Origin of the sequence: Brachybacterium tyrofermentans (assembly GCF_014897585.1) — a bacterium.
Taxonomy (GTDB): domain Bacteria; phylum Actinomycetota; class Actinomycetes; order Actinomycetales; family Dermabacteraceae; genus Brachybacterium; species Brachybacterium tyrofermentans.
This window is the reverse complement of the sequence record NZ_JABUXW010000009.1, coordinates 40,026-65,948: the sequence shown is the minus strand read 5'-3', so window position 1 is coordinate 65,948 and position 25,923 is coordinate 40,026. Positions and strand designations below refer to the sequence as shown.

Sequence of the window (25,923 nt, the reverse complement as noted above, 5' to 3'; positions counted from 1 at the left end):
CTCGTGTCCAGGGCATCATGAGAGAATCGGCGGTATGTTGCGCTGGCTCACGGCCGGGGAATCCCATGGCCCTTCCCTCATCTCCCTGCTCGACGGCGTCCCCGCCGGGATCGAGCTGACCAGTGACGATCTGAAGGCGGCTCTCGCCCGTCGGCGGCTCGGCCACGGCCGTGGCAGCCGGCAGAAGTTCGAGCAGGACGTGCTGACCGTGCACAGCGGGCTCCGGCACGGGCTCACCCTCGGCTCTCCGCTCGCGATCGAGATCGCGAACTCCGAGTGGCCGAAGTGGGAGAAGGTCATGAGCGCCGATCCCGTGCAGCCCGAGGACCTCCTGGTCGATGCCGGGACCGGTGACCAGCGGGAGATCGCCCGCAACCGCCCGCTGACCCGGCCGCGGCCCGGCCACGCCGATCTCTCCGGGATGCTCAAGTACGGGTTCGACGAGGCCCGTCCGATCCTCGAACGGGCCAGCGCCCGCGAGACCGCCGCTCGGGTGGTGGCGGGCCGCGTCGCCGCCGCGATCCTGGAGCAGGCCGCCGGTATCCGGCTGGTCTCCCACACCCTGTCCGTCGGCCCGGTGCGCGTCCCGGAGGACGCCCCCCTGCCGACGCCCGACGACGACCAGGCCCTGGACGCCGATCCGCTGCGCTGCTTCCACCCGGAGACCTCCGCCGCGATGGTCGCCGAGGTCGACTCCGCGAAGTCCGACGGCGACACCCTCGGCGGGGTCGTCGAGGTCCTCGCCTACGGCCTACCGGTGGGCCTGGGGTCGCACACGCAGTGGGATCGCAAGCTCGACGGCCGCCTCGCCCAGGCGATCATGTCCATCCAGGCGATGAAGGGCGTGGAGATCGGCGACGGCTTCGCGACCGCCGCCCGCCGCGGCTCCGTCGCCCACGACGAGATCCTCGCGGCCGGCGAGTCCGACAGCCGCACCGCGATCCCGCGCGCCAGCAACCGCGCCGGCGGCCTCGAGGGCGGCATGACCAACGGCCAGGTGCTGCGCGTGCGCGGCGCCCTGAAGCCCATCTCGACGGTGCCGCGCGCGCTGCGCACGATCGACGTGGCCAGCGGTGACCAGTCCACCGCCAACCACCAGCGCTCCGACACCTGCGCGGTCGCGCCTGCCGCGGTGATCGCGGAGGCCGTGGTCGCCCTCGCCCTCGTGGACGCCCTGTTGGAGAAGACCGGCGGGGACAGCGTCGAGGAGATCCGGGCGCACCTGGCAGGGACGGTCGAGCTGCAGTCACGCATCGTGGGCGGTGGCTCGGGCGCCGCCTCGTGAGCGGACCCGCAGTCATCCTGCTGGGCCCGATGGGCGCCGGCAAGACCAGCGTCGGGCGGGAGCTCGCGGCCCGTCTGGACGTGCCCTTCGACGATCTGGACGCGATGATCGTCGCCGAGGCGGGACGCCCGATCCCGGCGATCTTCGAGACCGAGGGCGAGACGGGTTTCCGGGAGCTCGAGGCCGCCGTGCTCGAACAGGCTCTCGTCTCCTGCGGCGGCGTGCTCTCCCTCGGCGGGGGAGCGCCCCTGCACCCCGTCTCCCGGGAGCGGCTGCGGGGCGGGCCCGTCGTGCTGCTCGAGATCGATGAGCGCACGGCGACCAGCCGCATCGGCCGGGGCCACGGACGCCCGATGCTCGCGGGCGGCACGGACCCCATGGTCCGCTGGCGCCAGCTCGCCCGGGAGCGGGGGCCCGTGTACCGCGAGCTCGCCCGCTGGAGAGTCGACACCGGCCACGGCAGCGCCGCCTCCGTGGCGCGCGCCATCACCGACATGATGGGCAGGGACCTGTTGTCCCTCCCGGAGGAGGAGAATCCATGAGCACCACCGTGATCCCCGTGACCACCCCCGGCGGCGGCTACGACGTCCTCGTCGGACGCGGCATCATGCACGACGTGGGCGACCTGATCCCGGAGCGCACCCGCCGTGTGGTCATCGTCCACCAGCCCAGCCTCCGCGACGTCGCCGAGGAGATCCGCGCGACCATCGCCGGCACCGGACGCGAGGCTTTCGCTGCGGAGATCCCCGACGGCGAGGAGGCCAAGACCGCGCAGGTCGCCGGCTTCCTCTGGGGCGTGTGCGGACAGGCGGAGATCGGCCGGGGCGACCTCGTGGTCGGGCTCGGCGGCGGGGCCGCGACGGACCTCGCCGGGTTCGTCGCCGCCTCCTGGCTGCGCGGCATCGACGTGCTGCAGATCCCCTCCACGGTGGCGGGCATGGTCGATGCCGCCGTGGGCGGGAAGACCGGGATCAACACCACCGAGGGCAAGAACCTCGTCGGCGCCTTCCACCCGCCGATCGCGGTGCTCGCCGATCTCGACGTGCTCGAGAGCCTCGGTGCCCACGACATCGCCGCCGGCCTCGCCGAGGTCGTCAAGGGCGGGTTCATCGCCGACGAGCGCATCCTGGAGATCATCGAGGCGGACCCCGCCGCGGTGCTCGACGTGACCACCGACGCCTTCCGCGAGGTCGTCGAGCGCAAGATCCGTATCAAGGCCGACGTCGTCTCGGAGGACCTCACCGAGCAGGGTCGCCGCGAGATCCTCAACTACGGCCACACCCTCGCCCACGCCATCGAGCGCAACGAGCGCTACCAGTGGCGCCACGGCGCGGCGGTCTCCGTCGGCATGATGTTCGCCGCCGAGCTCTCGCACCTCGCGGGCAAGCTCTCCGAGGCCGACGTCGACCGGCATCGCAACATCCTCACCTCTCTGGGCCTGCCCACCACCTACCGGGACCGGCAGTGGCCCAAGCTCGAGGACGCCATGAAGCGCGACAAGAAGACCCGGGCGGGTCTGCTGCGCTTCGTGGTCCTGGACCGGGTCGGGTCCGTCTCCCGGCTGGAAGGCCCCGACCCCGCCCTGCTGCTGTCCGCCTACGCAGCGATCACCGCAGAATGACGGAGGACACCATGACCGACAGCACCCCCACATCCAGCACTCCCGCACCTGGCACTCCCACGGACCCCATTGCGCCCGAGAGCGCAGGGACCACGGTCACCGCCACCGTGCGCGGCATCGAGCTCGGCCGTGCGCGGCCCGAGATCATCGTCCCGCTGGTGGGCGACGACCACGACGCCGTGCTCGCGCAGGCCGATGCCGCGCTGAAGACCCCGGCTCGCATCATCGAGTGGCGCATCGACCGCTTCCGCCCCGACCTGGAGGACTCCGAGGACCACCGCGACGTGGTGCTCGCGACCCTGCCGGCGCTGCGCGCGAAGCTCGGACCCGACAAGGCGCTGCTGGCCACCGTGCGCACCGACGCCGAGGGCGGGTCCCGTCGGATCCGCGACCTCGACCTCGCGGTGCTGCTGGAGGCGCTCATGGGCTCCCGGCGAGCCGGCACCCAGTCCCAGGTCGACATGATCGACATCGAGACGTCGCGCTCGCCCGAGATCGTCGCGCGCGTGATCACGACCGCGCACCGCAACGGCGTGGTCGTGATCGGCTCCTTCCACGACCTCGAGGGCACCCCCGACGAGGCGGAGATCGCCGAGCTGCTGCGCTCCCAGCGCCGCCTCGGAGCCGACGTCCCGAAGATCGCCGTGACCCCGCGGACCGCCCGCGACGTGCTGACGCTGCTCTCAGCGAGCCTGACGGTCGCCTCCGAGCGCACCGGGCCCCACATCGCGATCAGCATGGGGACCCTCGGCGTGGCCAGCAGGGTCTCTGCGGAATCCTTCGGCAGCGCCGCGACCTTCGCGACGGCCGGGGCGGCTTCCGCCCCGGGCCAGCTGGGGGCTGACGACGTGGCCCGGATGCTCGAGCTGCTGCGCCCCTGAGCGCTGTCGGCCCGACGGGTGGCCCGACGGGTGGCCCGTCGTGCGGGTCCGCTCAGCGGGCGTCGGACGGGTCCGGGCTGCCGGGGTGGTCCGTGTCGCCGGTGCCGTCCGTGCTCCGGGGCGCGACATGCCCTGTCCCTGTCCCGTGCCCGTGCCCGTGCCCGTGCCCGGAATCGGGCTCGGGGAAGCTGACGGCGTCCCCGTCGTGGTCCGCGAACGCCCGATCGGCGTACTGACCGGCATCGGCATCCAGGAAGCTGAAGTCGTCGGCGAGATCGTCGACCGTGGCATCGACCACAGGGATCGCCCCGGTCTCCTGCGCGACCCGCTCGCGCTCCGAGCGTCGCGTGCGCCGCACGAGGGCCTTGACCTGCGAGGCGGACATCGTCACCTGCCATTCCCCATGGGCGGGCAGCGACCAGCGCCGCCAGGCCGCGAGCCCGGCGAGGAGCGCGCCGAGGGCGACGGCCACCAGCACGTAGGGCGACTCCAGGCCCATGGCCGTCACGCCCCAGGTGCCGATCGCGGTGACCAGGGCGCCCGTCGCATACAGCGGCCCGCCGCCGAAGATCGCGGGGATCCTGCCCACGAGGACATCGCGGATCACGCCGCCGCCCACGGCGCTGGTCACCCCGAGCAGGATCGCGGGCAGCGGATCCAGGCCGTAACCGATCGACTTCGCCGTGCCGGTCGCCGCCCACAGCGCCATCGCCGCGATGTCCAGCACGGTGACCAGGCCCCGCCACCAGGGCCCGTCGGCCGCGATCACGAAAGTGAACAGCGACCCGGCGAGCGCACAGGTCAGGTACCAGGGGCCGTCGAAGGCGGCCGGTGTGCCGTAGTCCAGGATCAGGTCGCGCACCAGGCCTCCGCCGAGACCGGCGACGATCCCGATGATCGCGAACCCCACGGCATCGAAGTTCAGGCGCGATGCGAGGGCGCCTGCGGCGACACCCATCACGAAGACCCCGATGAGGTCCAGCACGCGCAGGAAGTCGTTGGTGACGAGCAGTTGGAGAGGATCCACGTCTCGACGGTAGTCGGCTCGGACGCCGTGTGAGGATCCGGCGCGATGTGAGACGGCATCCACCTGCCCGCCCGGGAGGCGGGGGAGCGATGCCCCGTACGATCGGCGCATGACGATCTCCGCTCGTGCCACCCCGCCCCGCATCGGTCTGACCGGCGGCATCGGCTCCGGGAAGTCGACCGTCGCGGCGATCTGGCGAGACGCTGGGCACCGCGTGATCGACCTCGATGCGCACTCCCGAGCGGTGCTCGACACCCCCGGCGACGGGGTCGAGGAGGCCGTGACCCGATTCGGGGAACGATTCCGCACCTCCGGCGGGATCATCGATCGGGCGGCGCTGGCGGCCCTCGTCTTCGCCGATGACGAGGCCCGGGCCGATCTGGAGGCGATCGTGCTCAGCCGCGTCGACCGCGCGGTCGCCGCGGAGGAGCGGGAGGCGGCCGCGGCGGGCGAGGCGCTCGTCGTGCATGACAGCCCCCTGCTGCTGGAGAAGGATCGCGGCCTGGACTACGCCGCCGTCGTCGCCGTGCTCGCCCGCTGGGAGGACCGCATCCACCGGGTCGTCCGCGACCGCGGCAAGGACCGTGCCTACGTCGAATCGATCATGGCCGCCCAGGTCACCGACCTCGAGCGGATCCGTCGGGCGGATCGCCTCGTGCTCAACACGACGGATCGGGGGACCCTCGCGCAGCGCGCGCGGCACGCCCTGGCCGTCCTCGTCGACGCGCTCTGACCTCGGACACCCTCGTGAGGGGGGTGGATGATGCCCGCGGACGCGGAAGACGCCGGGATCACGCAGGATTCTGCCGTGCGCTGACGCACAGGCCGTCACCTGTCGGCTGTCGGACCCGGGACGTAGGCTCGACGCATGCGTCCCGTCACTGATCTGGTCCGCGCCGAGCATCCCTTCGAGGTCGTCTCCGACTACTCGCCCTCGGGCGATCAGCCGCGGGCGATCGCCGACCTCACGCGTCGTGTCAACGACGGCGAGCAGGACGTGGTGCTGCTGGGCGCCACCGGTACCGGCAAGTCGGCGACCACGGCCTGGCTGATCGAACAGGTGCAGCGCCCCACCCTGGTGATGGCCCACAACAAGACCCTCGCCGCGCAGCTGGCCAGCGAGTTCCGGGATCTGCTGCCGAACAACGCGGTGGAGTACTTCGTCTCGTACTACGACTACTACCAGCCCGAGGCGTACGTCCCCCAGTCGGACACCTTCATCGAGAAGGACTCCTCCGTGAACGCCGAGGTGGAACGGCTGCGGCACAGCGCCACCAACTCCCTGCTCACGCGGCGTGATGTCGTCGTGGTCTCCTCCGTGTCCTGCATCTACGGCCTGGGCACCCCGCAGGAGTACGTGGACCGGATGGTGCAGCTGCAGGTGGGCCAGCAGCTGGACCGCGATGAGCTGCTGCACCGCTTCGTGGACATGCAGTACGACCGCAACGACGTCGCCTTCGAGCGCGGTACCTTCCGCGTGCGCGGCGACACCGTTGAGATCATCCCGATGTACGAGGAGCTCGCGATCCGGATCGAGTTCTTCGGCGACGAGGTCGACGCGCTGTACACGCTGCACCCGATGACCGGCGAGGTGATCCGCGCCGAGGACCACATCCACATCTTCCCGGCCTCGCACTACGTGGCCGGCCCCGAGCGGCTCTCCCGCGCGATCGGCACCATCGAGGTCGAGCTCGCCGAGCGGCTCGAGGAGCTCGAGCACCAGAACAAGCTCCTCGAGGCGCAGCGGCTGCGGATGCGCACCACGCATGACCTGGAGATGCTGCGTCAGGTCGGGTCGACCAACGGTGTCGAGAACTACTCCCGGCATCTCGACGGACGTGACCCCGGCACCGCCCCGAACACCCTCATGGACTACTTCCCCGAGGACTTCCTGCTGGTCATCGACGAGTCCCATGTGACCGTGCCGCAGATCGGCGCGATGTTCGAGGGTGACCGCTCCCGCAAGCGCACGCTGGTCGATTTCGGGTTCCGTCTGCCCAGCGCCCTGGACAACCGGCCCCTGACCTTCTCGGAGTTCACCGAGCGCACAGGGCAGACGGTCTACCTCTCCGCGACCCCCGCGGACTACGAGCTCGGCAAGGCGAACGGCGTGGTCGAGCAGATCATCCGGCCGACGGGCCTGGTCGACCCCGAGGTCATCGTCAAGCCGGTCAAGGGCCAGATCGACGATCTGCGCGAGGAGATCGAGAAGCGGGTCCAGCGTGATGAGCGCATCCTGGTGACCACGCTGACCAAGCGCATGGCGGAGGACCTCACGGACTTCCTGCTGGAGAACGGCGTGCGGGTGCAGTACCTGCACTCGGACGTCGACACCCTGCGCCGCATCGAGCTGCTGCGCCAGCTGCGCACGGGCGAGTTCGACGTGCTGGTGGGCATCAACCTGCTGCGTGAGGGGCTGGATCTCCCGGAGGTGTCGCTCGTCGCGATCCTCGACGCGGACAAGGAAGGCTTCCTCCGCTCGCGCACCTCGCTGATCCAGACCATCGGCCGCGCCGCCCGCAACGTCTCCGGCCAGGTGCACATGTACGCCGACCGGATCACCGACTCGATGCAGTCCGCGATCGACGAGACCAACCGCCGCCGCGAGATCCAGGTCGCGTACAACACGGAGCACGGCATCGACCCGACGCCGCTGCGCAAGCGCATCGCGGACGTCACCGACATGCTCGCCCGCGAGGACATCGACACCGACACCCTGATGGCCACCGACTACCGCTCCGGCAAGGAGCGGGTCTCGCGCGACCGCGCCCGGGCCAATGCGGTGGACGCCGTCAGCGGCCGCACGGTCGACCTCGGGGACGATCCCGTCGGCTCCCTGACCGGCATGATCGACGAGATGACCGCGCAGATGCACCAGGCCGCCGAGACCCTCCAGTTCGAGCAGGCGGCTCGGCTGCGCGACGAGGTCCAGGAGCTCAAGAAGGAGCTGCGGGCGGTGCAGCGCTCGTAGGGACTGTCCCCGAATCGGTCCGACCGTTCGCCCCGCATCGGGCCGGTTGGCGTGGGACGATCGACAGGGTTGCCGCCCGGAGGCATCCAGGTCGAGTTCGACAGGGGAGCATCGTTGCGCACCATCGCATGGATCTCCCGGCGTGCCCTGGCGGCCGCTCCGGTCATGGTTGTCTGCACGACGCTGGTGGCGCTCGTCCTCGCAGCGGTTCCTGCGCTGCAGGTGCTCGTCATCGCCGAGCTGATCGCAGCCCTCGGGGAGGCAGAACGGCTTCAGGACATCGCCGGCGCGCTGCTCGCCATGATCCTGCTCGTGGGACTGACGCCGTCGATCTCGATGATCTGCGGCGACTTCCAGATGCGCGCCGCCCAGAGGCTCCAGGCCGAGCTGAATGCCTCGCTCGTGCGCGAAGCGGCGAGGATCTCGCCGGAAGAACTGGTCAACTCCTCGATCTCGTCGCAGGTGGAACGGCACTCCCGAGCGATCGGTGAAGGCATTTCGTGGTCGTTCAAGCAGTACATGACAGCGTTCATGGGACTTCTGTCCTCGATCGGCGTGATCGCCGCTGTCTTCTCGTTCAGCGCTATCGCCGGTGTGCTGACGCTGATCGCGCTGATCCCGCCTCTGATCTACTCCCGGCATCTCTCAGGTGTCTGGGAACGGCAGTGGGCGGAGGTCAGCCCGCACTACGACCGAGAGCGCTACCTCCGTGAGCTCATCGTGCGTCAACGGCCGGCGACCGATCTCGCCGGATTGGGCACCTCCGAGCGGGTCGGGGAAATGGTCGCGGTGCGCTGGCGGATCGTCGACTCGATCATGGCCAAGGCGCTGCGGCCCGAGGCGCTCGGGAACGCCGCCAGCGGGATCGTATCGACAGTCCTGCTGGGCGGGGCGATCCTCGCCGTGGTGGTCGGCGCCCACTTCGAGTCATCGGCCGTGGCCGGCATCTATGGCGTGATGGCTGCGATGACCGCCTCTGCCGGTGCCGGGCTCAATGCGGGGCTCGCGATCGAGACTCTTCCCTTGGCACGAGGGCTCCATCATTTTCTGGCCGTGGCCCGGCCCAGCCGGGTGCATCCCGTCGCCCCTGCGGTCCGGGAGCTCCGGGCGGAGCGCCTCACGCATCGCTACAGCGGCAGGGATACGGACGCGATCACCGACGTGAGCATCGAGGCTCGACTCGGCGAGGTGGTGGCGCTGGTCGGCGTGAACGGCGCGGGAAAGACGACGACGGTCAACGCACTGCTCGGACTGGTGACGCCGCAGGCGGGGGAGGCCCGGCTCGACGGGGCAACCCGCACCGAGCTCGGGGAGGCGGCCTGGCTCGCGAGGTTCGGGCTGCTGACCCAGGAGTTCGGGCGCTTCGAGCTGACCGTGCGCGACGCAGTGCGTCTGGGGTCGCCGCGAGAGGACGTGTCCGACGAAGAGGTCTGGACCGCGCTGCGATCGGCTCACGCGGAAGCCATGGTCGAGTCCATGCCGGACGGTCTGGACCAGCAGCTCGGTGAGCAGTGGGGCGGGGTGGGCATCTCCGGGGGCCAGTGGCAGCGGCTGGCGCTGGCGCGGATCTATCTCCGGGATGCGCCGGTCTGGGTGCTGGACGAGCCGACGTCGGCGATCGATGCGGAGGCCGAGCAGGAGATCTTCCACGAGCTGCAGCGGACGAAGCACACCAGGATCACGGTCGTCGTCTCGCACCGTGCCTGGACGCTCAAGGAGATGGACCGGATCTACGTCATCGATGAGGGCCGGGTCGCCGAGCAGGGGACCTACGAGGAGCTGCTCGCGCTCGACGGCAGGTTCGCCGCGATCTTCGCCGAGCAGAGGTGACGGGCAGCGTTGTCAGAGGTGACGGGCCACGTCCTGCGGAATCACTCCTCGTAGGTGATCGCGTACGTCGTCCCGCCGTCCATGGTCGGGGTCGTGATCTCCAGAGTGTCACCGACGGCGACGGTGAAGGACTTCTGGTTGGTGGTGAGGTCGATCCCGCCGGTCTCGGAGCGCTCGGACATCGGCTGGCTCGTGCGCAGCGTGAGCTCCTCGTCGTCCACCGACTTCACCGTGAAGGTGAGTTCGCCGCCCACGCCGTCGCGCGTGAACTCGGATCCCTTCGTGACGCTCTCGGACGCTGATTCCGGCGCTGGCTGATCCTTGCTCCAGCCGGTCCAATCGCTCGAGATCACGGTGAGAGTGACTGTCGGGGACGGGTTCAGGGCCTCCCCGAGCCCGCACCCGGCGACGAGGGTGCTCATCGGCAGGAGGAGAAGCACGCAGCGGCGCGTCCTCAGAATGCCGGCGCTTCGGCGTTCGGCCGCCCGGGTGGTCGTCGTCGTGCTCGTGCTCATGGGTCCTCCTCCGGCTGCGGATGGCGTCTGCTCGGAGGCTATGCCGATCGTGCGTCGAAGCCGATGGGGAGGACTCCCCAGCGCCCCGTCATCTGCCGGCGCGTTCCCAGGACTCGACATCGCCCGGCACCGCCACGAACAGCGGATGCAGCTCCGGTCCCGTCCGGGCGGACTCCCGCTCCCAGCGCTCGGCGTCCCGGTCGGACAGCTTGAGCAGCAGATGCTCCCACTCCAGCGCGACCTGGCCGGTGGTCACGGGGATGCGACCGTCGGCAGAGGGCGCGCCGTCTCGCTGTTCCCCGTCGGCGCTCGGTCGGTGGTCTATACGGGTGCGGTCGAACCGGTACCCGCGCTCGGTGGCCTCCTCGGCGATCGCCTCGAGGTAGATCCCGACGGCGGCGAGCGGATCGTCCTGAGCGCGGAACCGTTCGAGCTGCGGATGCGCACGGTATCCCGTCGTCCGTCCGGCGAGCACGGCCTGAGCGAGCAGCGACTCCCGCCAGCAGCCGGTCAGGCCGGGGCGATCGAGGTGACGGGGATGCAGGGACCACAGGCGCATGGTCCCAGCATGCGGCATGTGGCTGACGACGCGGTCGGTCGACGGGGACCAGTATTCGATGGACGTGCCCGCGGCGACACCGCATGATCGCTGCATGGAGATCACTCTGCAGCCCCTGTCGGTCGAGGACGCCGAGGACCTGGTCGCTGCCGAGGACGAGGAGACGATCCGCTGGTTCTCCGGCGGACGCAGCACGGTCGAGGGCACCAGGCGGTATGTGCAGCTCCTGGAGCAGCGGGCGGCTGCTGGCAGCACCAAACGGGCCTTCACCATCAAGGTGGACGGGCGATGCGTGGGCTCCATCGACCACGACGCCGATCCGCAGGACGGCATCGGTCCCGGGGACGTGAACATCGCCTATGCGATCGCCCCCTGGATGCGCGGGCAGGGGATCACGGCTCACGCGGTCGGCCTGCTCTGCGCGCAGCTCAGCGAACAGGCGGAGGGGGAACGCGCAGTGATCCGCTGCGAGGCCGAGAACGTCGCCTCCGGACGAGTCGCCGAGAAGGCGGGGTTCACCCGTACGCGTGAGGTCCCCAGCACGAATGAGCTCGGCGAACCCGTTGACATGCAGGTGCACGTCCGCGAGCTGTGAGGGTGACAGCGCGCTCCAGCCGCGCCCCGGCCCGTCGGTCGTCGCGACGATCCATCCGATCGTCGGGGTCCTGACGCCGTCTGCTTCGATACCGTCGATCACCGGAGCGACGACGACGGCGCGCAAGACGTCGGCGCGGCAGACTGCTGCGCGACAGCGTCGTCCCCAGGAACCGACCACAGGCCCCGACCCCAGGAGCGACCCGAGCGATGCACGCACCACGACAGGACCAGATCCTTCCCCTTGCCGTGGGAGGTGTGGCTGCTGCGGCACTGGGCACCGTTCCGCTCCACCGGCTGCCGCGTCCCCTCCGGATCGCCTATGTCGTCATCCCTGGAGCGCTGACCGCGGTCCTGACCTACGCCGCCTTCGGGAAGCCTGGCCAGCGACCGGCCCGCGACGCCGGTTCCGCCCCCTTGACGGCAGCGGCTGTGGAGACGAGGGACGAGGCCGAGACGGTGGGGGAGACGGCTGGGGCGGACGACCCGGCAGGATCCGCCCACGAGGGCGAGGACGAGGACGAGAACGAGGGCGAGGACGCAGGTGAGGACGAGGTCCCGACATCACAGGGCTTCCGGCTCGTGCTGTCCCTCGGGCTCGGGTCTCTCCTCGTGGGAGCCGGTGCAGCCGCGATCTGGGTGGACCATCGCATCGAGGATGCCCTGCGTTCGCGGGGAGTCCCTGCGCCGCGGCTGATCATGGGGCTGGCGACCGGGCTGATCACGGTGGCGATCACGGCATCCGACACCGACGAGTCCGGGCACGCGTCGCACTCCGACAGCTGATCGGCAGGTTCCGCTCGCCCGCCGGCGTTGTCGAGCGCACCGAACCCCGGAGATCCCCGGGCACTGGCCCGAGGGCGTCCGAGGAGCTGGGTCGGGACCGATCCGTTCCGCCGGTCCCGTTCCTGCGGGAACGTCCCGTGATCGCCGCTCGCCGAGGCTCCGTCTGCTGTCCGACACGAGTGACGGCACGCGGAACGCGAGATCAGGCGGCGGTGGGGTGCACGACGTTGCGGCAGAGGGCGTCGACGCAATCGGCGAGACGGAAGCCGGCCCCGCCGGTGGTCGCGGCGATCCGTTCCGGGTCCGGATCGATACCGCCCCCGGTCTCGCGCCCGGCCGGAGGAACGAGACGAAGCGCCAGGGTTTCCAGCATCGCCGGCCATCGTGCCTGCACGGGTCGGCCCGCTGCGTCCACCACCTCGAATCGAGGTGGGAACGGGATGGATGGGGCAGCGATCGGGACGAGACGGAGCCCGCCCTCATGGACCATCACGTGGTGGCGGCGGCACAGCAGGGCGAGTCCGTCGATGTCCGTCGGACCGCCCTGGGACCAGGGGGTCGTGTGGTGAGCATCGAGATGCCGGGTCTGGTGGCAGCCGGGGAAGGTGCAGGCGGCGTCACGGAGTCTCAGAGCACGGCGCTGGGCACGGGAGGCGAGCCGGCGGGAGCGGCCCAGATGGAGCACCTCCCCGCCGGCGTCGGTGATCATGAGGGCGACCTTCCCGGTGCAGGCCAGACGTTCTGCCGTGCGGGGCTCCAGAGGTCCCAGGCCGACGACCCCGCAGAGTGAAGACGTTCCCGCGGGAACGCCCTCGGCAGGAGCCGGCGTCGGTGATCCTGCCGCGGCGAGGTTCTTCGGAGCGGCGTCCCCGGGGGAGGGCGACGGTGGGCCGACCGAAAGGACCGCGGCAGGGGAGGAGGGAGACGTTCCCGCGGGAACGCATCCCGTGAGTGCCTCCGCGCTGACCTGGACGACGACCAGATGACGGTCCTCCCCGGAGCGATCCTCCGGCTCGGCGTAGAGGAAGGTCCGGGCGAGGTTGTGCAGAGCGTCCGCCTGGCGCTGCTCGAGGGTGGGTGTCGTGGAGTCGGCGGCGTAACGCGCCGTCCTGTCGACCTCCTCGGCCCCGTCGTCGGCGTTCGACAGGGAGGAGCCGGCGACAGGGGCCGAGTCGGCGGGGGCGGCAGAGTCGTCGAGGGCGCCACGGTCGGGGTCGTGGCCGTCGCGAGCCAGGGAGAGGTCCAGGGCAGTGATCAGCTCGGCGCCCATCTCCGCGGGGAGGACTGCGCGGATCTCGACCAGTCCGTCCTCCCTGGTCTGCCAGCGCGCATGGCGGATGGCGTCCTGGGAGAGGCGGCTGCCATCGACGGCTCGGAACGAGGAGATGGTGCGCGCCAGCTGGGAGGCGGTCATCGCCCGGGCCATCTCCACCAGCACCGACTCCTCGACCCGGTCGGAGACCCTGCTGATCTCCCGGACCTTCGAGTAGGACAGACGGCCGGTGCGGAACTCTGCGACGGTCAGGGGCATTCCCGGGAGAGCGCGCGCCACCCGCACATGCTCCCGGGCGGTGCCCGGCGTCATCGAACAGGCCCACGCCAACCAGTGGCTCGTCGACTTCAGCCCGGTGTACCAGTCGAGCCCTCCCCGAGCATCGAAGTCTCCGAGGGTGAGCAGCAGCTCGCAGGTGGCCTCGGCGATCATGGCCGCCTGCTGCTGGATGCGCTCGCCGAGCTCCTCGGCTCCCTGGCGATCGAGACGGGCCCGGGGAGTGAGGGGTTGCTCGGGAGAGTGCTCGCTCGTCCCGCGGGCAGCTGCTGATCCACTGTCGGGGTTGGGGTTGGGGTTGGGGTTGGGGTTGGGGTTGGGGTTGGAGCCGGTGCCGTGGCAGCGGCTGAGGTCGGGCTCGGGCTCGGGCTCGCGGTCGGCGTGGGGCTCGGGGACTTCGTCGAGCGGATCGGGCCCGGGCCCATCGGGCACTTCGGGCCCGGGCGTCAGCGGGATCAGGGACATGGCGGCCTCCAACCGGCAGGAGCTCTGGACTCCGTTCCAGTCAAACCGTCGGCCGCCGATCCGTTGTCCGGACCCTGCGCAGTGTGGACGGGGCGGCGGTGTGGAGGAAGCAGCTCGGCCCGCGCTCTTGTGCGAGTCCGTCCGTCCGTCCGACCACGTGTGTGCGTGTGGGTGTGTGTGTGTGTGGACGTCCGCGAGCGTGTACGCATCTGCGCCGAGGCGGCGCCTCACTTCGCGGGGGAGCGCTCGGTGATCGTCAGGTCCAACGGGAAGTCGACCGGGCTGCCAGGGAACAGCAGACGGCCGGCGGCGTCGGCGGCCTCTCGAATCGCGGTGGCGGCGGCATCGGCCTGGTGGGCCGGCGCGTGCACGATCACCTCGTCGTGGAGGAAGAACGCGAGGTGCGCGCGGCGGGAGAACACCGGGCCCGAGGCCTGCGCCGCGGCCTCGGGTGCCACCGGCTCGAAACGGGACAGGGCCAGGCGAAGCGCCGCCAGCCATGACAGCGCCCACTCCGCCGCCGTGCCCTGCACGACGTAGTTCCGGGTGAAGCGTCCGCGATCCCGGGCGGACCGCCTCGCGCGCTCCTGCTCGCCGGGCGCCGAATCGGGGAGGTACGCACTGGTCTGCGCCTGCGTCCACGCCGTCTCGGGGGCGGGCGAGGAGCGTCCCAGCCAAGTCGAGACGGTCCCGCCGCGCTCGCCGGTCGCGGCGGCGCCGTCCACCAGGGCCATCGCGTCGGGGAAGTTCTGGCGCAGCCGAGGCACCACACGGCCGCTGTCCCCGGTGGTGCCGCCGTACAGCGCGCCGAGCACTCCCACCTTCGCCTCCTGCCGGGAGGCGACGATCCCTGCCTCGACGATCCCGGAGTACAGGTCCTTGCCCGCGCCGGCGGTGGCCATCGCCGCGTCGGCGGACATCGCCGCGAGCGCACGCGGTTCCAGCTGGGCGACGTCGGCGCTGACCAGGCGCCAGCCGTCGTCGGCCCGCAGCGCCGGGCGCAGCTGACGGGGGATCTGCAGGGCCCCGCCGCCGCTGCTGGCCCAGCGCCCCGTGACCACCCCGCCGGGCACGTAGACCGGCCGGTAGCGGCCCTCGTGCACCCACTCGTCGATCCACGCCCAGCCGTTCGCGGTGAGCAGGCGCGACTGCTTCTTGTAGCGCAGCAGCGGCTCGATCGCCGGATGGTCGTAGCGCGTCAGCTCCCATTTCGAGGTGGACTCGACGTCGATCTCCGCCCGGTGCAGGGCGCGCAGCAGGCGCGGCGGAGAGTCCAGCGCCAGCTGGGGGTCGCCCAGCGCGGCGCGCACCTCGGCGGCGGAGGCCACCATCTGCGAGGGCGGATGGCCGGGCGAGGGCCTCGGGCCCAGGGACTCGGTGAGGATCCGGTCGTGCTCGGCGACGTCCCAGGGGATCCCGGCCGCATGCAGCTCGGCCGCGAGGAGACCCCCGGCGGATTCTGCCGCGACCAGCAGCCGCAGGCGGGAGGCGGCGGTGGCGCCGTCGACCGCGGCGAGCTGCCGGGTCAGTTCCGCGAGCGCGGCGTCGATGTCGTGCGGGACCCCTCCGCGCCGGGTGGACGAAGCATCGAGGTCGAAGAGGGTCGCACCGGCCGTGCGGTCCTCGAGGTGCGGATCGAGGGGAGCGTCCCACTCGGTGGCGCCACGGATCGCCTCAGGGTCGCGGACCAGCTGCGAGTGGCGCAGGATCACGTGGACCAGGCGCAGGTCGTGGCAGCGGGAGACCGTCACCCCGGCGGTGAGGAGACGCGCGTACCAGGTGGGCGTATCGCTCCAGACCCAGCGCGGGGCGTGCTCGTTCTCGCGCTGGGAGACGACGTCGGCCAGCTGGGCCGGCTCGACCTCGAGGGAGCGCATCCGCTCTCCCTGCGCGTCGAGGTCGACGAGCGCGGTGCGCCCGCCGGCACCCCGGCCGACGACGCACCAGGCGGGCGTCGGGCCCGTGCTCACCAGCCCCGCTCGCGCCACTGGGGGAGCGCGGGACGCTGCTGGCCGAGCGTGGTGTCGTCGCCATGGCCGGGGTACACCCAGGTCGAATCCGGCAGCTCGGCGAAGAGCCGCTGCTCGACGTCGTCGAGCAGCTGGGCGAAGCGCTGCGGATCCTGGTCCGTGTTGCCCACCCCTCCGGGGAAGAGGGAGTCGCCGGTGAAGAGATGGTGGCTGGCGTCGCCGGCGTCGTCGACCCCGCTCCACAGCACGGCGACCGAGCCCGGGGTGTGGCCGCGCAGGGCGATGATCCGCACCGACTGATCCCCGAATTCGAGCACCTGGCCGTGCTCGAGAGGGAGGTCGATCTTCGCGACGATCTCCTTCGCGTCCTCCGTCCCCGCGGCGGTGCGGGCCCCGGTGGCGGCGGCCATCTCCTCGAGCGCACCCACGTGGTCGTGATGGCTGTGGGTGGTGACGATGAGGTCGAGCCAGTTGTGCTCCGCGCCCTCGGCGACCAGGCGCCGCAGGCGGTCGGGCTCCGCCGCCGCGTCGATCAGGAGCTGCGCCCCCGTCGACCGACAGGTCAGCAGATAGGCGTTGTTGTCCATCGGACCCACCGACGCCTTGCGGATCTGCAGGCCCTTCAGGGTGCGCACGGCGCTCTCACCATGGGGTTCGACGTGTCCGGTGTATTCGTTCGTCTCCATGACCCCAGTATGTCGCGTTCGTCTCCGGCGAACAGCTGTTCGAACGTCGTGTCCCGCTCGTAGGATGACCTGGTGACTGAATCCCTCGTCGTCCGCGGTGCGCGCGAGCACAACCTCAAGAACATCGACATCGATATCCCCCGGAACCGGCTGGTGGTCTTCTCCGGGCTCTCCGGCTCCGGCAAGAGCTCCCTGGCGTTCGACACGATCTTCGCCGAAGGCCAGCGCCGGTACGTGGAGTCGCTGTCCGCCTATGCCCGGCAGTTCCTGGGCCAGATGGACAAGCCCTCCGTGGACCTCATCGAAGGACTGTCCCCGGCGGTCTCGATCGATCAGAAGTCGACCAACCGCAACCCGCGCTCCACCGTCGGCACGATCACCGAGATCTACGACTACCTGCGTCTGCTGTTCTCCCGCACCGGCGTGCAGCACTGCCCGGTGTGCGGCGAGGCCGTCATCTCCTCCTCCGCGGAGCAGATCGTGGACACGCTGCTCGAGCAGAGCGAGGGCACCCGCTTCCAGCTGCTGGCCCCCGTGGTGCAGGGCCGCAAGGGCGAGCACGCCGACCTGCTGAGCTCGCTGCGCTCACAGGGCTACGCCCGCGCCCGGATCGACGGGACGACCCGTCGGCTCGACGAGGAGATCTCGCTCGACAAGAAGTTCAAGCACACCATCGAGGTCGTCGTGGACCGTCTGGCGGCCAAGCCCGACGCCCGCCGCCGGCTCACGGACTCGGTCGAGACCTCGCTGCGCCTCGCCGAGGGCGTGGTCCTGGTCGACTTCGTGGACCTCGAGGAGGGCGACGAGGGGCGCATCCGCCGCTTCTCCGAGAAGCGGGCCTGCCCCAACCTCCACCCCCTCGCGATCGACGACATCGAGCCGCGCACCTTCTCCTTCAACGCCCCCTACGGCGCCTGCCCCGAGTGCACAGGCATCGGCATGCGCCTCGAGGTCGACCCCGAGCTCGTGATCCCCGACGAGGACCTCACCCTCGCCGAGGGCGCCATCGCGCCCTGGACCATGGGCTCCTCCGATCACCATCAGGAGGTCATGACGGCGCTCGCCGAGGAGCTCAGCTTCTCGATGGACGTCCCGTGGCGGGCTCTCCCGGAGCGCGCCACCGAGGCGCTGCTGCACGGCAAGGACCACAAGGTCCACGTGAAGTACCGCAACCGCTTCGGCCGCGAGCGCACCTACTCCACGGGCTTCGAGGGCATCATGCACTTCCTCGAGCGCCGCCATTCCGACACCGAGTCCGACTGGGCGAAGGAGCGCTACGAGCAGTTCATGCGCGAGGTGCCCTGTCCCGCCTGCCGGGGCGCGCGCCTGCGCCCCGAGGTCCTCGCGGTCACCGTGGGCGGCCGCTCCATCGCCGAGGTCTGCGCGATGTCGCTGCGCGACGCGCTCACCTTCCACGAGGGGCTCCGGCTCGGCGTGCGCGAGGCCGCGATCGCCGACGAGGTGCTGCGGGAGATCCGCTCGCGCCTGGGCTTCCTGCTCGACGTGGGACTGGACTACCTCAGCCTCGAGCGCGCCGCCGCGACCCTCTCGGGCGGCGAGGCCCAGCGCATCCGCCTGGCCACGCAGATCGGCTCGGGCCTCGTCGGCGTGCTGTACGTGCTCGACGAGCCCTCGATCGGCCTGCACCAGCGGGACAACGCGCGCCTCATCACCACCCTGAACCGGCTCCGCGACCTGGGCAACACCCTCATCGTCGTCGAGCACGACGAGGACACGCTCAACGCCGCCGACTGGGTCGTCGACATCGGCCCCCTCGCCGGCGAGCACGGCGGGAGGGTGGTCCACTCCGGCAGCGTCGAGGACCTCAAGAAGAACCCCGAGAGCCTCACCGGTCGCTACCTCTCCGGCGACCTCGAGATCCCGCTTCCTCTTACGCGGCGCCCGGTCGACAAGGACCGCATGGTCAAGGTCATCGGCCCGCGCGCCAACAACCTCAAGGGACAGGACGTCAGCTTCCCGCTGGGCGTGCTCACCGCGATCACCGGCGTCTCCGGCTCCGGTAAGTCTTCGCTGGTCAACGACATCCTCTACTCGGTGCTCGCCAAGGAGCTCAACCGTGCCCGGATCGTGCCCGGCCGCCACAAGCGCGTCACCGGTCTCGAGCACCTCGACAAGGTCGTCCACGTCGATCAGTCGCCGATCGGGCGCACACCGCGCTCGAACCCCGCGACCTACACGGGCGTCTGGGACCGCGTGCGCACCCTGTTCGCCCAGACCAACGAGGCGAAGGTGCGCGGCTACACGGCAGGGCGCTTCTCCTTCAACGTCAAGGGCGGCCGCTGCGAGGCCTGCTCGGGCGACGGCACGCTGAAGATCGAGATGAACTTCCTGCCCGACGTCTACGTCCAGTGCGAGGTCTGCCACGGCCAGCGGTACAACCGCGAGACCCTCGAGGTGAAGTTCAAGGACAAGAACGTCGCCGAGGTGCTGAACCTGTCGATCGCCGAGGCCCTGGAGTTCTTCGACGCGGTCCCCGCGATCCGTCGCCAGATGCAGACCCTCGTGGACGTGGGCCTGGGCTATGTGAAGCTCGGGCAGTCCGCGACCACGCTCTCGGGCGGCGAGGCGCAGCGGGTGAAGCTCTCCTCCGAGCTGCACAAGCGCTCCAACGGTCGCAGCATCTACGTGCTCGACGAGCCCACCACCGGGCTCCACTTCGAGGACGTGCGCAAGCTGCTCGAGGTGCTCGGCGGCCTGGTCGACAAGGGCAACACCGTGCTCGTCATCGAGCACAACCTCGACGTCATCAAGACGGCGGACCACGTCATCGACCTCGGCCCCGAGGGAGGTGCCGGCGGCGGCGAGATCGTGGCCAAGGGCACTCCGGAGCAGGTCGCCGCCGTGGTGGGTTCCTACACGGGACAGTTCCTCGGCCCGCTGCTCGAGGTCGGGCGCGCCGGCCGGGAGGCGTGAGCACGAGCCATGGCTGATCCGTCGACCTATCGTCCCGAACGCGGCACCATCCCCGTCCGCCCGGGGGTGTACCGCTTCCGGGACGAGCACGGTCGCGTCATCTACGTCGGCAAGGCGAAGAACCTCCGCCAGCGGCTCTCGAACTACTTCCAGGACCTCTCGGTGCTCCACGAGCGCACCCGGCGCATGGTCACCACCGCGGCGAGCGTGGAATGGACCGTCGTGGGCACCGAGGTCGAGGCGCTCACCCTCGAGTACACCTGGATCAAGGAGTTCGACCCGCGGTTCAACGTCAAGTTCCGCGACGACAAGTCCTACCCCTACCTCGCCCTCACGATGGGGGAGAAGGTGCCGCGGGTGCACATCACCCGTCGTCCGCGCACCAAGGGGGATCGCACCTTCGGGCCCTACCCGCAGGTCGGTGCCATCCGCGAGACGCTCGATCTGATGCTGCGGGTGTTCCCGATCCGTTCCTGCACCGCCGGCGTGTACCGGCGCGCGGAGCGCTCCGGCCGGCCCTGCCTGCTGGGGTTCATCGGCAAGTGCGCCGCGCCGTGCGTCGGTGACATCTCGCAGGAGGAGCATCGCCGCCTCGCCGAGCAGTTCGCCGACTTCATGGCCGGGAACACCGCGACCTACACCCGGCGCATCGAGAAGCAGATGCGCGATGCGGCCGCGGCCATGGACTACGAGACCGCCGCCGGGCTGCGTGATGATCTCGCGGCGCTGGACAAGGTCATGGAGAAGAACTCCGTGGTGCTCTCCGACGCCACCGACGCGGATCTCATCGGCCTCGCGCAGGACGAGCTCGAGGCGTCGGTGCAGGTATTCCACGTGCGCGGAGGCCGGATCCGCGGTCAGCGCGGCTGGACCGCGGAGATCCTCGACGACTCCAGCGCCCCGGACCTCGTCGAGCGCGCCCTGACCACGCTGTACACCGAAGGCGCCGCACCCCGGGAGGTGCTGGTCCCCGTCCAGCCCACCAACCGCGAGCAGGTGCTCGCACTGATCGGGAAGCAGGTGGACCTGCGCATCCCGCAGCGAGGCGAGAAGAAGGACCTGCTGGCCACCGTCACCGACAACGCGGTCGACGCGCTGCGGCTCCACCGGCTCAAGCGCACCGGTGACATCACCGCGCGCACCAAGGCCCTCGAGGACCTCGGTCAGGCACTCGATCTCGCGGAGCCGCCCCTGCGCATCGAGTGCTACGACATCTCCCACTCCCACGGGACCAACGTCGTCGGCTCGCAGGTCGTCTTCGAGGACGGCCTGCCCAAGAAGAGCGAGTACCGGCGGTACTCGGTCAGCGGCGAGGCGGCTCGTGACGACACGGCGTCGATGTACGACGTCATCTCCCGCCGCCTGAAGCACCACCTGGATCCGCCGGAGAAGACGGAGGAGGAGTCGCGCCGCTTCGCGTACCCGCCCTCCCTGATCCTCGTCGACGGCGGCGCGCCGCAGGTGGCGGCCGCGCAGCGAGCCTTCGACGACCTCGGGGTCACCGATATCGCCCTGGCCGGCATCGCGAAGCGTCTGGAGGAGATCTGGCTCCCCGGCGACGAGTACCCGGTGATCCTGCCGCGCACCAGCGAGGCGCTCTTCCTCGTGCAGCGGCTGCGGGACGAGGCGCACCGCTTCGCGATCACCTACCACCGCTCCAAGCGGGGCCGGGCGATGCAGTCCAGCGCCCTGGACGGCATCCCCGGGCTCGGCCCGGCCCGTCGGCGCGCCCTGCTCGACCGATTCGTGACCGTCTCCGCGATCCGCGAGGCGGGCGAGGAGGAGCTGCAGGAGGTCGACGGGGTCGGGCCCGCGTTGGCCGCGCAGATCATGGTCGCGCTACGATCCGAGCAGGCGACCGACACGGACGCCGCGACGGATTCTCCACAGGGCGATGAACCGCTCGACGTCGCGGTCGACATGGCCACGGGCGAGATCCTCGACCGCTGACCCGCCCGTCCGCGTCGCCGTGATCCTGGAAGGAGCGCCTCGTGCACGACGAGTCCTCGCTGGCCCCTCGCTCCGACACGACGGGAGACGTCGTGATCATCACCGGTCTCGCGGGTGCCGGCCGTGAGACGGCCGCCCATGCCCTCGAGGACATGGGCTGGTACGTGGTCTACAACATCGCCCCGCAGCTGATCGGCACCCTCTACGAGCTGCGCGCCTCGGCCGTGGGCCGGGAGAACCGCTTCGCCGTCGTCGTCGATCCCCGCTCCGGCCCGTTCTTCTCCGAGCTCGCCGATGTGGTCGCCGAGCTGCGTCGCGCCGACCTCCGCCTGCGCCTGCTGTTCCTCACGGCCGACGAGTCCACCCTCGTGCGGCGCTTCGACTCCGTGCGTCGCCCCCATCCGCTGCAGGGCGAGGAGGGCGTGCTCGAGGGGATCCGCCGCGAACGCGAGATGCTCGCGCCCTACCGGGCGATGGCCGATCTGGTCATCGACACCTCCCCGCTGAACGTGCACCAGCTGACGATGAAGATGCGCACCGTCTTCGGGACCAGCGAGGAGCAGCAGCTCACCGTGACGATGCTGTCCTTCGGGTTCAAGTACGGGATCCCGCTCGAGGCCGATCACGTCAGCGACGTGCGCTTCATCCCCAACCCGTACTGGGTGCCCGAGCTGAAGCCCAAGCGCGGCACCGATCAGGAGGTCGCCGACTTCGTGCTCGGCGACGCCAACGCCGCCGAGTTCGTGGACAGGTACCTCGAGATGATCACGCCCGTGCTGCGCGGCTACAGCGCCGAGAACAAGCACTTCACCACCCTGGCCATCGGCTGCACCGGGGGCAAGCACCGCTCCGTCGCGGTCGCCGAGCGGATCGGTGACCGGCTCCGCAGCGCCGGTCATGCCGTCCGGATCCGTCACCGCGATCTGGGGCGCGAATGAGCACCATCGCCTCCCGCTCCGGCGGTCATCGTCTGCGCACCGCCGACCGGTCCGCCAGCGCCCGCCGCGGCCGCCGCGGCGACCCGCAGCGTCCCCTGCGCGTGGTCGCCCTGGGCGGCGGCCACGGGCTCGCCGCGAACCTGCGTGCGCTGCGCCTTCTGGCCGACGACATCACCGCCGTGGTCACCGTGGCGGACAACGGCGGCTCCTCCGGCAGGATCCGCACCGAGATGCCCGTGCTGCCGCCGGGCGACCTGCGGATGGCGCTGGCCGCGCTGTGCGAGGACTCCGACTGGGGATCCATCTGGGGCGACGTGATCCAGCATCGCTTCGAGACCGACGGCGAGCTCGACGGGCACGCGCTGGGCAATCTCCTGATCGTCTCCCTGTGGCAGATCCTCGGCGACCCGATCGAGGGCCTGGATCAGATGGCCGAGCTGCTCGGGGCACGCGGACGCGTGCTCCCGATGGCGCTCGAGCCCCTCGACATCGAGGCCGACGTGCGCGGCGGCGACGGTGAGCTGCGCACCGTCGCCGGGCAGTGGCAGGTCGCGACCGCCGAAGGACGGGTGGAGCAGGTGCGGCTGGACCCGCCGCGGCCCCGCGTGCCCGAGGCGGTGCTCGAGGCGATCGGGCGTGCCGACTGGATCATCGTGGGACCGGGCTCCTGGTACACCTCGGTGCTGCCGCACCTGATGATCCCGGAGATCGCCGAGGCGATCCGCACCAGTCCCGCCCGTCGCTGCATCACCACGAATCTGTCCGTCGGCTCGCAGGAGGCCGAGGGGATGACGAGCCTGGACATGCTGGAGGTGCTGCTCGAGCAGGCGGGGGACTGCCGTTTCGACGCCCTGCTGGCCGACCCCACGACCCTCGACGATGCGCTCGAGCTCTCCGAGGCCGCCGAGGCGCGCGGGATCCGCACGCTGCTGCGCCAGGTGAGCGTCGGGGACGGCCAGCCCCACCACGACCCGGTGCGCCTGGCCGCCGCCTATCGTGATCTCTTCGACGACGCCTACGGTGATGTCGAGTCGAATCCGAGCACGCGGGGCGACGCTGCCAGGGCCACCCCGTACAGTGCATCGACGGCGGACGCACCATCGAACGAGGAGGACCCGCATGGCACTGACGGGTGATGCCAAGGAGGAGCTGAGCCACCTCGAGGTGACACGGCCCTCCGCCCGCAAGGCGGAGGCCGCGGCGATGCTGCGCTTCGCCGGCGGTCTGCACCTGGTCGCCGGGCGGGTCGTGGTCGAGGCGGAGCTGGACTCCGCGGCCGTCGCCCGCCGGCTGCACGCGATCATCGGCGACATGTACGGCCATCGGGCCGATCTCGCGGTGCTCGCCCCGTCGGGGATCCGTCGCACCACGCGCTACATCGTGCGGGTGGACAGGGAGGGCGGCATGCTCGCCCGGCAGACCGGACTGCTCGACGCCCGGGGCCGGCCCGTGCGCGGCATGCCCCCTTTCGTGGTCGGCGGCGCCGCGGTCGATGCCGAGGCCGCCTGGCGCGGGGCCTTCCTCGCCCGGGGCACCCTCACCGAGCCCGGCAGGTCCTCGGCCCTCGAACTGTCCTGCCCGGGGCCGGAGGTCGCCCTCGCCATGGTCGGCGCCGCCCGCCGCCTCGGAGTGGCCTCCAAGGCCCGTGAGGCCCGGGGTGCGGATCGGGTGGTGCTGCGCGACGGCGACGCGATCTCGACGCTCCTGACCCGGATGGGCGCCCACCAGACCGTCGTCACGTGGGAGGACCGCCGTACCAAGCGCGAGGTGAAGGCGACCGCGCACCGGCTGGCGAACTTCGACGACGCGAACCTCCGACGCAGCGCGCGGGCCGCCGTGGCCGCCGGGCAGCGCGTCCAGCGCGCGCTGGAGATCCTCGGGGACGACGTGCCCGAGCACCTGCAGGCCGCCGGACAGCTGCGCCTGGAGCACCGCCAGGCCAGCCTCGAGGAGCTCGGGCGCCTCGCGGACCCGCAGCTCACGAAGGATGCGGTCGCCGGGAGGATCCGTCGGCTGCTCGCCATGGCGGACAAGAAGGCCGACGATCTGGGTATGCCGGGCACCGAGGACGGCGTCAACGAGGAACAGCTGCCGCCCTCTCCCGATCCCGTCTCCTGATCCCGGGGGATGAACGTCCTGCAGAAGCACTCTGTGACATTGATAGGATCGTCCCGGTCGTCGGTCACAGCCGGCGCCGTCCGAGCGTACGAGGGCGTGCGCGCCACTGTCCATATTTCGCAGATCCCCTGCGAATCTAGGAGGAACCGTGACCATTAAGGTCGGAATCAACGGATTCGGTCGTATCGGCCGCAATTTCCTGCGCGCCGCGCTCGAGCAGAAGGCTGACATCCAGATCGTCGGCGTCAACGACCTCACGAGCAACGCCACGCTCGCGAATCTCATCAAGTACGACTCGATCGGTGGCGTGCTCCCGTACGACGTCTCCTTCGACGACGACACCATCACCGTCGGCGAGACCACGATCAAGGCGTTCGCCGAGCGCGATCCCAAGAACATCCCGTGGGGCGAGATCGGCGCGGACGTCGTCATCGAGTCCACCGGCATCTTCACGGACGCCGAGAAGGCCAAGGCCCACCTCGAGGCCGGCGCCAAGAAGGTCATCATCTCCGCTCCGGCGAAGAACGAGGACGCGACCTTCGTGATCGGTGTCAACGAGGGCGACTACGACCCGGAGAAGCACCACATCGTCTCCAACGCGTCCTGCACCACCAACAGCCTCGCTCCCGTGGCCAAGGTGCTGAACGACGAGTTCGGGATCGTCAAGGGCCTCATGACGACCATCCACGCCTACACCTCCGACCAGGTGCTGCAGGATGGCCCGCACAGCGACCCGCGTCGTGCACGCGCCGCCGCGCTGAACATCATCCCGACCACCACGGGCGCGGCCAAGGCCGTCGCACTGGTGCTCCCGGAGCTCAAGGGCAAGCTCGACGGCTACTCGCTGCGCGTGCCGGTCCCGACCGGCTCGATCACCGACCTGACCTTCGAGGCGTCCCGCGAGGTCACCGCCGAAGAGGTCAACGCCGCGGTCAAGAAGGCGGCGGAGGGCCCCCTCAAGGGCATCCTGCGCTACACCGAGGACCCCATCGTGTCCAAGGACATCGAGGGTGACCCGCACAGCTCGATCTTCGATGCGCAGCTGACCAAGGTCAACGGCAACCTGGTGAAGATCTTCTCCTGGTACGACAACGAGTGGGGCTTCTCAAACCGCCTCGTCGAGCTCTCGCAGCTCGTGGGCAAGTCGCTCTGACTTCCCTCTGAAACCCGTGTCGTCCCCGGACGACCAGGACATCTCCGGAGCCCGCCGGTCGCCACCCCGAGGGGTCGGCCTCCGGCGGGCT

Annotated in this window: 21 protein-coding genes; 15 read left to right on the top strand and 6 right to left on the bottom strand. The window is 70.7% G+C overall.

Translation table 11 applies throughout. The features are described from left to right. Positions 1–34: 34 nt before the first annotated feature. The 4 genes from aroC to aroD are packed head-to-tail and all read left to right on the top strand — an operon-like array spanning position 35 to position 3,787. The gene (gene aroC, locus INT49_RS08270; protein ID WP_193117255.1) at positions 35–1,285 is read left to right on the top strand and encodes a chorismate synthase; all 1,251 of its coding nucleotides are present in this window, start codon (positions 35–37) and stop codon (positions 1,283–1,285) included. After that, positions 1,282–1,827 (top strand): shikimate kinase, encoded by a 546-nt coding sequence (locus INT49_RS08265; protein ID WP_193117254.1) that lies wholly within the window; start codon positions 1,282–1,284, stop codon positions 1,825–1,827. The genes aroC and INT49_RS08265 overlap by 4 nt, the downstream gene beginning before the upstream one ends. Continuing rightward, the gene (gene aroB / locus INT49_RS08260) at positions 1,824–2,906 is read left to right on the top strand and encodes a 3-dehydroquinate synthase (RefSeq protein ID WP_193117253.1); all 1,083 of its coding nucleotides are present in this window, start codon (positions 1,824–1,826) and stop codon (positions 2,904–2,906) included. Before INT49_RS08265 ends, aroB begins: the two co-directional genes overlap by 4 nt. A gap of 11 nt (positions 2,907–2,917) precedes the next feature. Further along, positions 2,918–3,787 (top strand): type I 3-dehydroquinate dehydratase, encoded by an 870-nt coding sequence (aroD, locus tag INT49_RS08255; RefSeq protein WP_193117252.1) that lies wholly within the window; start codon positions 2,918–2,920, stop codon positions 3,785–3,787. A gap of 52 nt (positions 3,788–3,839) precedes the next feature. Here the strand turns inward: aroD and INT49_RS08250 are convergent, their stop codons facing one another. Beyond that, a complete protein-coding gene (locus INT49_RS08250; protein ID WP_193117251.1) occupies positions 3,840–4,814 on the bottom strand; it encodes a trimeric intracellular cation channel family protein in 975 nt (324 codons plus the stop codon). A gap of 109 nt (positions 4,815–4,923) precedes the next feature. Between INT49_RS08250 and coaE the strand changes: the two genes are divergently transcribed. From coaE to INT49_RS21075, 3 genes are all read left to right on the top strand, one after another. Beyond that, positions 4,924–5,547, top strand: coding sequence for a dephospho-CoA kinase (coaE, locus tag INT49_RS08245; protein WP_226849968.1), 624 nt, complete (start codon positions 4,924–4,926; stop codon positions 5,545–5,547). Positions 5,548–5,682: 135 nt separating this feature from the next. Then, positions 5,683–7,785, top strand: a complete 2,103-nt coding sequence (gene uvrB, locus INT49_RS08240; protein WP_193117250.1) for an excinuclease ABC subunit UvrB — start codon at positions 5,683–5,685, stop codon at positions 7,783–7,785. A gap of 114 nt (positions 7,786–7,899) precedes the next feature. Next, positions 7,900–9,615, top strand: a complete 1,716-nt coding sequence (locus tag INT49_RS21075) for an ABC transporter ATP-binding protein (RefSeq protein WP_226849966.1) — start codon at positions 7,900–7,902, stop codon at positions 9,613–9,615. Positions 9,616–9,656: 41 nt separating this feature from the next. Here INT49_RS21075 and INT49_RS08230 read toward each other — a convergent pair whose 3' ends face one another. Together INT49_RS08230 and INT49_RS08225 are read right to left on the bottom strand one after the other, a co-directional pair. Further along, on the bottom strand, positions 9,657–10,130 hold the full coding sequence (locus INT49_RS08230) for a hypothetical protein (RefSeq protein WP_193117249.1): 474 nt from the start codon (positions 10,128–10,130) through the stop codon (positions 9,657–9,659). Positions 10,131–10,218: 88 nt separating this feature from the next. Then, the gene (locus tag INT49_RS08225; protein WP_193117341.1) at positions 10,219–10,689 is read right to left on the bottom strand and encodes a pyrimidine dimer DNA glycosylase/endonuclease V; all 471 of its coding nucleotides are present in this window, start codon (positions 10,687–10,689) and stop codon (positions 10,219–10,221) included. Positions 10,690–10,783: 94 nt separating this feature from the next. Between INT49_RS08225 and INT49_RS08220 the strand changes: the two genes are divergently transcribed. Together INT49_RS08220 and INT49_RS08215 are read left to right on the top strand one after the other, a co-directional pair. Further along, positions 10,784–11,284 (top strand): GNAT family N-acetyltransferase, encoded by a 501-nt coding sequence (locus INT49_RS08220; protein ID WP_193117248.1) that lies wholly within the window; start codon positions 10,784–10,786, stop codon positions 11,282–11,284. A gap of 209 nt (positions 11,285–11,493) precedes the next feature. Then, positions 11,494–12,069, top strand: a complete 576-nt coding sequence (locus tag INT49_RS08215) for a hypothetical protein (protein WP_193117247.1) — start codon at positions 11,494–11,496, stop codon at positions 12,067–12,069. Positions 12,070–12,271: 202 nt separating this feature from the next. On the opposite strand, the gene INT49_RS08210 is transcribed toward INT49_RS08215, so the two are convergent. From INT49_RS08210 to INT49_RS08200, 3 genes are all read right to left on the bottom strand, one after another. Next, complete coding sequence (locus tag INT49_RS08210; RefSeq protein WP_193117246.1) at positions 12,272–14,083, bottom strand: HNH endonuclease signature motif containing protein; 1,812 nt, start codon at positions 14,081–14,083, stop codon at positions 12,272–12,274. A 227-nt stretch (positions 14,084–14,310) separates the two neighbouring features. Then, positions 14,311–16,053, bottom strand: a complete 1,743-nt coding sequence (locus tag INT49_RS08205; protein WP_319021556.1) for a bifunctional 3'-5' exonuclease/DNA polymerase — start codon at positions 16,051–16,053, stop codon at positions 14,311–14,313. Beyond that, positions 16,050–16,739 (bottom strand): MBL fold metallo-hydrolase, encoded by a 690-nt coding sequence (locus INT49_RS08200; protein WP_193117245.1) that lies wholly within the window; start codon positions 16,737–16,739, stop codon positions 16,050–16,052. The genes INT49_RS08205 and INT49_RS08200 overlap by 4 nt, the downstream gene beginning before the upstream one ends. Before the next feature lie 72 nt (positions 16,740–16,811). Between INT49_RS08200 and uvrA the strand changes: the two genes are divergently transcribed. From uvrA to gap, 6 genes are all read left to right on the top strand, one after another. Continuing rightward, the gene (uvrA, locus tag INT49_RS08195) at positions 16,812–19,673 is read left to right on the top strand and encodes an excinuclease ABC subunit UvrA (RefSeq protein WP_193117244.1); all 2,862 of its coding nucleotides are present in this window, start codon (positions 16,812–16,814) and stop codon (positions 19,671–19,673) included. 9 nt (positions 19,674–19,682) lie between these two features. Continuing rightward, positions 19,683–21,623 carry an excinuclease ABC subunit UvrC gene (gene uvrC, locus INT49_RS08190; protein WP_193117243.1) on the top strand — a complete coding sequence of 647 codons (1,941 nt, stop codon included), beginning with the start codon at positions 19,683–19,685 and terminating at the stop codon, positions 21,621–21,623. Positions 21,624–21,664: 41 nt separating this feature from the next. Next, positions 21,665–22,561 (top strand): RNase adapter RapZ, encoded by an 897-nt coding sequence (rapZ, locus tag INT49_RS08185; protein WP_193117242.1) that lies wholly within the window; start codon positions 21,665–21,667, stop codon positions 22,559–22,561. Beyond that, on the top strand, positions 22,558–23,697 hold the full coding sequence (locus INT49_RS08180) for a gluconeogenesis factor YvcK family protein (RefSeq protein ID WP_193117241.1): 1,140 nt from the start codon (positions 22,558–22,560) through the stop codon (positions 23,695–23,697). The genes rapZ and INT49_RS08180 overlap by 4 nt, the downstream gene beginning before the upstream one ends. Next, on the top strand, positions 23,681–24,679 hold the full coding sequence (whiA, locus tag INT49_RS08175; protein ID WP_193117240.1) for a DNA-binding protein WhiA: 999 nt from the start codon (positions 23,681–23,683) through the stop codon (positions 24,677–24,679). The genes INT49_RS08180 and whiA overlap by 17 nt, the downstream gene beginning before the upstream one ends. A 148-nt stretch (positions 24,680–24,827) precedes the next feature. Further along, the gene (gene gap / locus INT49_RS08170; protein WP_193117239.1) at positions 24,828–25,832 is read left to right on the top strand and encodes a type I glyceraldehyde-3-phosphate dehydrogenase; all 1,005 of its coding nucleotides are present in this window, start codon (positions 24,828–24,830) and stop codon (positions 25,830–25,832) included. Positions 25,833–25,923 lie beyond the last annotated feature (91 nt).

What these genes read in the sequence shown, in the direction of transcription:
- INT49_RS08180 (WP_193117241.1), top strand. Translation starts at nt 22,558, where the DNA reads ATGAGCACCATCGCCTCCCGCTCCGGCGGTCATCGTCTGCGCACCGCC.
- aroB (WP_193117253.1), top strand. Translation starts at nt 1,824, where the DNA reads ATGAGCACCACCGTGATCCCCGTGACCACCCCCGGCGGCGGCTACGAC.
- INT49_RS08200 (WP_193117245.1), bottom strand. Translation starts at nt 16,739, where the DNA reads ATGGAGACGAACGAATACACCGGACACGTCGAACCCCATGGTGAGAGC.
- INT49_RS08225 (WP_193117341.1), bottom strand. Translation starts at nt 10,689, where the DNA reads ATGCGCCTGTGGTCCCTGCATCCCCGTCACCTCGATCGCCCCGGCCTG.
- aroD (WP_193117252.1), top strand. Translation starts at nt 2,918, where the DNA reads ATGACCGACAGCACCCCCACATCCAGCACTCCCGCACCTGGCACTCCC.
- INT49_RS08215 (WP_193117247.1), top strand. Translation starts at nt 11,494, where the DNA reads ATGCACGCACCACGACAGGACCAGATCCTTCCCCTTGCCGTGGGAGGT.
- aroC (WP_193117255.1), top strand. Translation starts at nt 35, where the DNA reads ATGTTGCGCTGGCTCACGGCCGGGGAATCCCATGGCCCTTCCCTCATC.
- uvrB (WP_193117250.1), top strand. Translation starts at nt 5,683, where the DNA reads ATGCGTCCCGTCACTGATCTGGTCCGCGCCGAGCATCCCTTCGAGGTC.
- whiA (WP_193117240.1), top strand. Translation starts at nt 23,681, where the DNA reads ATGGCACTGACGGGTGATGCCAAGGAGGAGCTGAGCCACCTCGAGGTG.
- coaE (WP_226849968.1), top strand. Translation starts at nt 4,924, where the DNA reads ATGACGATCTCCGCTCGTGCCACCCCGCCCCGCATCGGTCTGACCGGC.
- INT49_RS08210 (WP_193117246.1), bottom strand. Translation starts at nt 14,083, where the DNA reads ATGTCCCTGATCCCGCTGACGCCCGGGCCCGAAGTGCCCGATGGGCCC.
- INT49_RS08220 (WP_193117248.1), top strand. Translation starts at nt 10,784, where the DNA reads ATGGAGATCACTCTGCAGCCCCTGTCGGTCGAGGACGCCGAGGACCTG.
- INT49_RS08230 (WP_193117249.1), bottom strand. Translation starts at nt 10,130, where the DNA reads ATGAGCACGAGCACGACGACGACCACCCGGGCGGCCGAACGCCGAAGC.
- uvrC (WP_193117243.1), top strand. Translation starts at nt 19,683, where the DNA reads ATGGCTGATCCGTCGACCTATCGTCCCGAACGCGGCACCATCCCCGTC.